The organism is Rahnella perminowiae, from assembly GCF_019049755.1.
Taxonomy (GTDB): domain Bacteria; phylum Pseudomonadota; class Gammaproteobacteria; order Enterobacterales; family Enterobacteriaceae; genus Rahnella; species Rahnella perminowiae.
In genome coordinates, this window is the sequence record NZ_JAFMOS010000403.1 from 1 (window position 1) to 7,836 (window position 7,836).

Consider the following 7,836-nt stretch of genomic DNA (forward strand, 5'->3'; position numbering starts at 1 on the left):
TCATAATTCCTGACTGTTGGTTACGGCCACTGATACCCGGATGTGTCGGGTTTTGTGCCCGCTGATGGCTGTTACGGCGAAAACTGGTATACCTGAATCCGGTTCCTGCCGAATCGGGCGAGCAAATTGTACAACTGCCGGTATGATCAACGTCTGCGAACCCCAACGCCCGCAATTTGGCTTCGGCAATGGCAGCCAGATCAAGATGACGTTGGTATGGTGTGATGAGTTCAGAAGGTAAATCGACACGTTGTATAAAGGCATCAATCAGTTCCTGACTGACCTCATAACAGCACGCCCCCGCCGCCGGGCCGACAGAGGCAACCCACTGTGCTGTATCACCCGACTGATTAATCCGCTGTGCCATCTTTTCCAGAATGCCATCGATCAGCCCGCGCCAACCTGCGTGTACTGCCGCTATTTCTTTGCCATCTTTACGACAGAAAATCACCGGCAAACAGTCCGCAGTGAAAACGGCCAGAAGAATGCCTGGTGTTGCTGTGATGAAACCGTCGGCTTCGCCGCATTGCTGGCCCGGGACTGTAACATCCACAATCCGTGTGCCGTGTACCTGTTTTTTTTCGGGCCGGGTTGCTTCATAGCGGCGCAGATGCTCAGGGAGTAGCGCCTGTTTATCGCCGAAGCCATGCACAATACCGGGAATTTGACGGAGTAAAGCTGAGTGGTCACTCATCTCGTTTCTCGTTAGAAAAATGTTATGGAACCAGTGTAGCCGCCTTTGAACGGGATTTTCCAGCTGTTGCAACACCGGAACACCTTCTTTAGACTTAACACTATTGCGAATCTTCGCTCCCTCAGACTTTTCTTGCAGGTTTTCCGCATGACTTATCAGTGCCCGCTTTGTTTCCAGCCGCTTACGCTGACCGGTCAGCAATGGCGTTGTCCGGCTAATCATCAGTTTGATAATGCGAAAGAGGGGTACGTCAATCTGATGCCCGTGCAGCATAAACGTTCAAAGCAGCCCGGTGACAGCACAGAGATGATGGTATCACGTCGTGCATTCCTGGATGCCGGACACTATCAGCCTCTGCGGGACCGTCTGACTGATATTCTTGATAAAGCCATCCCGCAAACTGCAGACACATTGCTGGATATTGGCTGCGGGGAAGGGTATTACACGGCAGCATTCGCTGAGAGACTGATGCCGCAGCGTGCGTTGAGAGTTTTCGGGCTGGATGTGGCGAAAGTTGCCATCCGTTATGCCTCCAGACGATATCGCGATGTGTCATTTTGTGTGGCCTCCAGCCATCGCTTGCCTTTTGCTGATGGTTCGCTGGATGCAGTTATTCGCATTTATGCACCCTGTAAGACGCAGGAATTGTACCGGGCGATAAAACCGGGCGGGTTGGTGATCACGGTGGCGCCAGGGCCGCGTCACTTATACCAACTGAAAGGGCTGATTTATCAGGATGTGCAACTGCACACTGATCTTGATGAACGGCTGGAAGGTTTTGACCGGATAAGCACTGAAACACTCGCCTATGGCATGAAGCTTTCCGGAGAAGAGGCATTTAATTTATTGCAGATGACGCCATTCGCATGGCGGGCGACAGAAGCAGTGATGACCAGCTTAAAGGCTCAGACGGCCTTTGAATGCGAGACAGACTTTCTCATCAGAATACATCAGCGTCCCTCAGCGTAAATAACCCAGATGCTCCAGCAGGATGTTTAATCCTATTGCGATCAGCACTGCACCTCCCAGAATTTCGGCCCATTTGCCTAGCAGCGGGCCGATAAAACGTCCGAGCATCATCCCAAGCGTTGACATCACCGTGGTCGCCATACCGATGAGCAGCGCGGTATGTATGATGTTCACATCAAGAAAGGCTAAACCCACACCGATCGCCAACGCATCAAGGCTGGTGCAGACAGCTGTAGCCGCCAGGATCCAGAAACTATGACGGGTTGCCGTCGTCAGGTTCTCTTCCGGCTTATTTTTCAGCCCTTCGATGATCATGCGTACACCCAGAATCAACAGCAGGGTAAATGCGACCCACTGGCTCCATTGCATGATGTACCGGCTGGCTACCAGTCCCAGAGACCAGCCAATCAGCGGTGTGATGGCTTCTATAACACCAAAAATAAGACCAGTACGAAAGGCTTCCCGAAAGCAGGGACGGTCGAGGGTAGCTCCTTTACCGACTGACACAGCGAAGGCGTCCATAGACATGCCAAAAGCAAGAATAAGCGTAGCGGATATATTCACGAGAGTAGCCCCCAAATGACGGCGAAACCTTACCACACTCTTTTTATCGGGGACAACACCAAATAAAATAGGGTTTTAAATAACGCTGTAGTTTGGAGGGGAATAGAATTTCAGGGACAGCGTAATTAACGACACTTTAAAGGGTAAGGTTAATTAAATCTCTCGTAAGTATGCATTGTGCTATAATCAACAATACGTGGATTTGTTGTAACTTATTGAGTATTAACCATAATTTTGTATATTTTTTCAAGGTCATCCAGTTCGTTTACACGTATTAATAACTTTTTCTGTTCTAATTCAAATACCAGGATGCCTTCTTCCGAAAGATTCATACTGCGGATCCGATCATAGGTGATGAAGGTGTTGGCGAAATAAAACCCCTCCGGTTTGAACAGTATTTTTGGCCAGCGAATAAAAGAGAGATAAAAAGCAATCAGCCCCAGGCCGATCAATAAATAATTGGTAATAGCGGTGCCATTCGCATGGATATTATTATAGAGAAGAATAGCCAGAAGACCGATGAAGATAATCGAATCGAGTCTGTTGCGGCGGCGCAGGTTGACCCGCAGGCGCGTTTTGCCATTGCGTGTGCCCATGATGAATTCGTCATAGATAGCGTAGGCAAGTAACAGGAGGGTAAAGAGGGCGAGGACGATATCGGTTACAGACATGAAAACTCCGGCTTACAGCCATCAGGCCAAAACAAAATGAAAATCACAAAGACATCAATAGCAGACATAAAAAAACCGGGGGAAAATTTCCCCCGGTTTTGAAGGTTATCAGAGACCTAACAGGCCAATCCAGTAACCGAAGATACCGATGGCAAAGAAGCCAACGATGATCCACAACGCATTCACTTTCTTACGCAACAGCCACATGCAACCGAAGGTCAGCAGCAATGGCACCAGACCCGGCATCAGTTGGTCCAGAATACTCTGTACCGTGGTGACGGTGGTATGGCCCGTCTGGTCAGTGATTTTCGACACCACCAGCGGAATGTTAACGTGCGTCCATTTGTTAACCAGCGCCCCCATGACAAAGAGGCCGAGAATAGACGCCCCCTCAGTCAGTTTTTGCAGGAAGCCGCCGCCCATATCGTTAACGATATCGACACCTTTTTTGTAGCCATAAGACACACCGTAGTAGCGGGTCAACAGGCGTACAAGGTTAAACAGAACGAAGAACAGCAACGGACCCAGCAGACTGCCGGTCATGGCGATACCCGCCCCCAATGCAGCAAACACCGGACGCACAGTACCCCAGAAGATCGGGTCACCCACACCGGCAAGAGGCCCCATCAGACCGACTTTCAGGCCGTTGATGGCCGCGTCGTCGATAGGTGCACCATTGGCACGCTGTTCTTCCATCGCCAGCGTCACACCCAGAACCGGGGCAGCAACGTAAGGATGGGTATTGAAGAATTCCAGGTGGCGTTTGATGGCCGCTTTACGGTCATCGTTATTCTCAGGATACAGACGACGAATTGCAGGCACCATACAGAAGCAGAAGCCTAACGCCTGCATACGTTCGAAGTTCCATGACCCCTGGAAAAGGTTGGAGCGCATAAACACACCGCGAATATCGCTGGCCGTGAGTTTTTTAACTTCAGTTTTATCAACCATGTCCTTCACCCTTAATCCAATTCGTTATCGAGATCGTTAACACCCGGTGCCGCCGCCGCTTGCGCGGATTTGTTGTATTTCGGGCTCAACTGGATGTAAAGAACCGCCATCACCACACCAATCACACCCAGTGCAACCAGGTTGAAGTTGGTGAATGCAGCAGTCACGAAACCGAGGTAGAAGAATGGCATCAGATAGCCAGCACGCATCATGTTAATGACCATGGCATAACCTACCACGACGATCATACCACCGGCGATGTTCAGACCGTTGGTGACCACTTCCGGGATAGATGCCAGCAAGTCATGAACAATCGCAGTACCCACGGAAACAGCAACAATCACGGCAGGGATGGCGATACGCATTGCCTGCAGAACCAGTGCTGAAACGTGGATCCAGCTAATCGCGTTCAGATTCCCTTTTTCAGCCGCTTTATCCGCTGCGTGCTGGAAGGCGACGGTGATGGTACGAACGATGATGGTTAATACCTGGCCTGCTGCTGCCAGCGGGATCGCCAGTGCGATACCCGCGCCGACGGATTGTCCGCCTGCGATAACCAGAATGGTAGAAATGATAGAGGCGAGGGCGGCATCTGGCGCGACAGCAGCACCGATGTTCATCCAGCCAAGTGCGATCATTTCCAGAGTACCGCCGATGATGATCCCGGTTTTCACATCACCAAGAACAAAACCGATCAAGGTACAGGCGACTAACGGACGGTGAAACTGAAATTCATCCAGGATCGAACCCATCCCGGCAATACATGCAACAATAAATATCAGCACAATTTGTAGTGTGGTGATCTCCATTGCACTTCTCCTATGACCAAAGGACGCTGAGTATAAACAGGCACACCAGACAGATAACGTTGAGGGAATCTGCCAACAGCAATGCGCTTATTAATTCATTTTATTAATGAGATCCATCATCTTGAGGCGTGAGTCAGTAGAGACTTTGCGCACTTCAAGTTCGATACCTTTTTCATTCAGTTTCCTGAATGCTTCGATATCTTTTTCGTCGACAGACACGGCGTTATTCACCTGAGTTTTGCCCTGACGGAAGGCCATACCCCCGATATTTACGGAGGTAATGTTCACACCTCCTTCAACCAGACGTAAAACATCTGTCGGGTTAGTGAACAGCAACATAACGCGGTCACCCGCGTATTTTGGGTTATCCCAAACACGGATAGCTTTCGCAACATCGACAACGTGTGCGGTAACACCAGGAGGGGCAACCTGAGTGAGCAACGTTTTACGCACGGTATCGGCAGCCACTTCGTCGCTGACAACAATAATGCGGGTCACGTTGGTTTCTTTGGTCCAGCGGGTCGCGACCTGGCCATGGATCAAACGATCATCGATTCGGGCAAGGCCGATCTTCATATGATCGTTCGGGCCGGCAGGTTGCACCGGAGCGGCTGCTTTCGGCGCCGGAGCGGCGGCAGGGGCTTGAGCTGCAGGTTCCGGTGTTTTCAGCGCTTTTACGCCGATACGCCCCGTTTCCACTGCAATGGCGACCAGTTCTGCAAAAGAAGGGTTGTCATCGCGGGCCATGAAAGTCTCTGCCAGCATCGGGATGTTAACACCGGTGACAACTTCGTAATTTTCTTTATCGACAACAATACGGCTGGCGGCATTGAACGGGCTGCCACCCCAGGTGTCGACCAGGAAAAGGACGCCGTTGCTGGTGTCTAAACCGCCCAACTTTGCCGTGTACTTTTCGATCAGGGTTTCGGCGTTCTCGCCGGGAACGAAATCAATAAAGGCGACATTATCCTGTTCACCTAAAATCATTTCCGCTGTTTTCAGCAACTGCTCAGCCGCTGACCCGTGCGTGCCGATGATAATAGCAATACTCACTCGCTACCTCCTCTGTTAACTCTCGGAAAGAGTTATGCACATAAGTAATGGTGCTGATGATATCCGCCCGTTTTTATTCCTGAGGCGGACAGGGCATTCCCTGCTTCCTGACTTTCCTTAATTTCTGATAAGACTGCAAAACTGTAAAATGGCAGAACCTCATCGGGTTGTGCGACGTGATTTATTTTAGTGTGCGAAAAAATAATTTTTGTGACGACTGTCCGTTATTGAAAGACGTATTGTGAATACGGTTTCACATTGCACATTAAAACAGCATAGATGTTTCAAATTGATGCCGGAGGTAAAAAAACACTCTTTCTTCACATAATCATTCCTGATAGAGTGATTTTCCGAATAATTGAACAGGAGTACCGGGCCTCAGCCCACCCTATGGACTGTCACCGACGTCGCTATCCTTCGCTTTTTCACCTCATTTTTACTGGCAAATCTGCCCCGATGGGCCTGATTTCTGCCGCACTGAAACCGCTTTCATCTGCTTTTTATGCAGCCCATACCTCCGGACGGTCATCTGACAGCCTGGTGTATCGCGTTTTCGTGCGTCTTTTTTCTTTAACTCATTGCGGAGTCTGATATGGAATTTTTGATGGACCCTTCAATCTGGGTCGGTTTGCTGACGCTTGTCGTGCTGGAAATTGTTCTGGGCATCGATAACCTGGTTTTCATCGCGATTCTTGCCGATAAACTGCCGCCGAAGCAGCGTGATAAAGCCCGTATTATCGGCCTCTCGCTGGCATTGGTCATGCGTTTAGGTTTGCTGTCACTGATTTCCTGGATGGTGAAACTGACCACACCGCTGTTCAGTATTGCGCAATTTAGTTTCTCAGGCCGCGATCTGATCTTGTTAGTCGGGGGGATATTCCTGCTTTTTAAAGCCACTACCGAGCTGCATGAGCGGCTGGAAGGGCATGACGGGCAGGGCACACCGAACCGAGGCTACGCCAGTTTCTGGGCAGTAGTGGCGCAGATCGTGGTGCTCGACGCGGTATTCTCGCTGGACGCGGTGATCACTGCGGTGGGTATGGTGAATAATCTGGCCGTGATGATGACTGCGGTAGTGATCGCGATGGGCGTGATGCTGCTGGCGTCCAAATCACTGACTCGCTTCGTGAATAACCATCCGACCGTGGTGGTGCTGTGTCTCAGCTTCCTGCTGATGATCGGCCTGAGTCTGATTGCTGAAGGCTTCGGATTCCATATTCCGAAAGGTTACCTGTACGCTGCAATTGGTTTCTCCATCCTGATTGAATTGTTCAACCAGATTGCGCGCCGTAACTTCCTGAAAAGCCAGTCCAGTCGCCCGATGCGTGAACGTACAGCGGAAGCCATTCAACGACTGATGGGCGGAAAACGCCGGCATGAGCATGAAGATGAACCTGATGGCGATGTCGTGCCGGTCAGTGAAACCTTTGCTGAAGAAGAACGGCATATGATCACCGGCGTACTGACGCTGGCGTCACGTTCCCTGCGCAGTATCATGACGCCACGTACCGAAATTTCCTGGGTAGACTGCGAGAAGTCGCCGGATGAAATCCGCAGTCAGCTTCTCGATACACCGCACAGTTTGTTTCCGATTTGCCGTTATTCGCTGGATGATGTGATCGGTGTGGTACGCGCGAAAGACCTGCTGGTGGCGCTGGAAAACGGTGAAAGCATTATTGCTTTTGCGGAAAGAACGCCGCCGATTGTGGTGCCGGAAACAATGGATGTCATCAAACTGCTGGCGGTTTTGCGCAAAGCCAGAGGGCTTCTGGTGATGGTCAGTAATGAATTTGGTGTAATTCAGGGGCTGGTGACGCCGCTGGACGTACTGGAGGCTATCGCAGGCGAATTCCCGGACGAAGATGAAACACCGGACGTCGTGGCTGATGGTGATGCCTGGATTGCTAAAGGCGGAACGGATTTACACCTGTTGCAACAAATTCTGGACGTCAAAACGTTGGTGAATGCGGACGACGACTTTGCTTCTCTTGCCGGGCTGCTGCTGTCGAAATCAGGCCAGATGCCGGTTGTGGGGGAAGTGATTGAAATGGCATCACTGCACTTTGAAATCCTTGAAGTGTCGGAATACCGTATTGAACGGGTGCGTATCAGGCATCTGACATCC

General features: G+C 50.6%; 8 protein-coding genes. 2 read left to right on the forward strand and 6 right to left on the reverse strand.

Going from position 1 to position 7,836, the window contains the following annotated elements:
- The coding region (gene pgeF / locus J1785_RS05600; RefSeq protein WP_217218985.1) for a peptidoglycan editing factor PgeF at positions 1-694 on the reverse strand (694 nt) is incomplete at its 3' end.
- A 147-nt stretch (positions 695-841) separates the two neighbouring features.
- Between pgeF and rlmA the strand changes: the two genes are divergently transcribed.
- Positions 842-1,663: a 23S rRNA (guanine(745)-N(1))-methyltransferase gene (rlmA, locus tag J1785_RS05605; RefSeq protein ID WP_217218986.1), complete on the forward strand. Its 822-nt coding sequence runs from the start codon at positions 842-844 to the stop codon at positions 1,661-1,663.
- Here the strand turns inward: rlmA and mntP are convergent.
- The 5 genes from mntP to manX form a co-directional block, all read right to left on the reverse strand.
- On the reverse strand, positions 1,655-2,227 hold the full coding sequence (mntP, locus tag J1785_RS05610; protein ID WP_129951788.1) for a manganese efflux pump MntP: 573 nt from the start codon (positions 2,225-2,227) through the stop codon (positions 1,655-1,657). The two genes, rlmA and mntP, sit on opposite strands and share 9 nt — an antisense overlap.
- A gap of 212 nt (positions 2,228-2,439) precedes the next feature.
- On the reverse strand, positions 2,440-2,898 hold the full coding sequence (locus tag J1785_RS05615) for a DUF986 family protein (RefSeq protein WP_217218987.1): 459 nt from the start codon (positions 2,896-2,898) through the stop codon (positions 2,440-2,442).
- Between the two features lie 108 nt (positions 2,899-3,006).
- Positions 3,007-3,849, reverse strand: a complete 843-nt coding sequence (locus J1785_RS05620; protein ID WP_129951786.1) for a PTS mannose transporter subunit IID — start codon at positions 3,847-3,849, stop codon at positions 3,007-3,009.
- Between the two features lie 11 nt (positions 3,850-3,860).
- Complete coding sequence (locus tag J1785_RS05625; protein ID WP_101077145.1) at positions 3,861-4,658, reverse strand: PTS mannose/fructose/sorbose transporter subunit IIC; 798 nt, start codon at positions 4,656-4,658, stop codon at positions 3,861-3,863.
- A 90-nt stretch (positions 4,659-4,748) separates the two neighbouring features.
- The gene (gene manX / locus J1785_RS05630; RefSeq protein ID WP_129951785.1) at positions 4,749-5,711 is read right to left on the reverse strand and encodes a PTS mannose transporter subunit IIAB; all 963 of its coding nucleotides are present in this window, start codon (positions 5,709-5,711) and stop codon (positions 4,749-4,751) included.
- A 592-nt stretch (positions 5,712-6,303) separates the two neighbouring features.
- On the opposite strand from manX, the gene J1785_RS05635 reads away from it, so the two are divergent.
- A partial coding sequence (locus tag J1785_RS05635; RefSeq protein ID WP_217218988.1) for a TerC family protein occupies positions 6,304-7,836 on the forward strand: 1,533 nt, incomplete at its 3' end.